The organism is Blastomonas sp. 34TW (genome assembly GCF_059803595.1).
The window spans coordinates 1-1,226 of the sequence record NZ_JAPFGW010000050.1 but is presented as its reverse complement, the minus strand read 5'-3'; the positions used below and the strand labels follow the sequence as shown (position 1 = coordinate 1,226).

Annotated in this window: 2 protein-coding genes; both read left to right on the top strand. The window is 56.3% G+C overall.

The window, feature by feature from the left end; translation table 11 throughout:
* Positions 1–350 precede the first annotated feature (350 nt).
* A complete protein-coding gene (locus OPU69_RS19925; protein WP_498513297.1) occupies positions 351–740 on the top strand; it encodes a hypothetical protein in 390 nt (129 codons plus the stop codon).
* Between the two features lie 16 nt (positions 741–756).
* Positions 757–1,226: hypothetical protein (locus OPU69_RS19920; RefSeq protein WP_498513296.1), on the top strand; the 470-nt coding region annotated here is incomplete at its 3' end.

The window sequence follows — 1,226 nt, the reverse complement described above, 5'->3', positions numbered from 1 at the left end:
CCATGACTGCTCCTCAAAAAGCAGTCTTGAATCAGAACCAAACGGGTTTGGGAATCCCTTTTGTCAACACGACCTAGATTCGAAACTGGTCGCCGATTCGTGCGACTGGTCCGGAATAGGCAACCAGGGTGGTTGCGATTCGCGGCCAGCCCGGTCGGAAAATGCAACCACCCCGGTCTGGATTCCCGACCAGGGCGGTCGAGATTCCTGACCACCCCGGTCGTGATTTCCGACCACCCTGGTCAGGAATTCCGACCAGGGGCTTCCCGCCCGCCAAAGAAATGATTCGAACCCGTGTCGGAAGCGGATGAGGGGGCAGCCCTTCTGGAAAGACAGGAAGGTGATTGGACATGGAGCAGGACACGCATGTGGCGCACGAAATCGCCGTCAGCGATGTGGCCTTCGAACAGATCGTAAAGGCCATCGCCTCGCTAAGCCTGGAACGAAGCCGCTTCGTAAAATTCAAAGACGTCCTTCTCTATGCCCTGGCGAGATATCAGGAGCCGAAGGAAGTTCATGCAGCTGGCTTGGTCGCTCAACTCCCTGTGGACGGCCCCATCCGCATCTATGTGCGGCTCAATTCGAAGGAAAATGCGGCTGTCGAACGTCTGAAAGTGGAGCTGAACGCCAAAACGAAAATCCATTGCGGCGTACGAGAAACCCTTGTGTTCTGTGCCTTGCTTGTTGCGCAGGGTGAATTTTCTACTTGCAAAATTCCCGCTAGCAAGATCACACTATGAAATTGCATGGTATGGCATGGCGGAGGCATGGATGTGCAAGGGGACGCCCGAGGTCGTGGGAGTAAAGGCCCATAGCGTAAACAGAATGTACGCTGCTCTGATCAAGGAACAGATGCAGCTGCGCCACACGAGCCTCAGAAAGATGGCCGATGAAGGGGTACTCAAACGGAGCCGCCGTGCAGGCTTCTTTGAAAGGCTCGAAGCCGGCAGCTTGACCATCGACGAATTCCAGAGAGTCCTTGTTCACCTCGAGATTGACCCAATCAGAGCCGGCCTCGTCCTGCTGTGCTATGAAAGCGCCAGCTCCTACGAAGACCCATGCTGCGAGACGACCGCCTTGGTTGCTGTCGCACTGGCCGCCCGGCTACCAAGCGAACTCGCAGCCTGCGAAGGGCAGTTCGAGACCATTCGTCAAAGCCTGTGTGACACGATCGCCCGTAAGACATCGTCGGCCATCGCCAAACACCACATGTCGCTTGAAAGCCG

Bases quoted from the DNA above. Each gene is read 5' to 3' on its own strand.
- OPU69_RS19925 (WP_498513297.1), top strand. From the start codon at position 351: ATGGAGCAGGACACGCATGTGGCGCACGAAATCGCCGTCAGCGATGTG.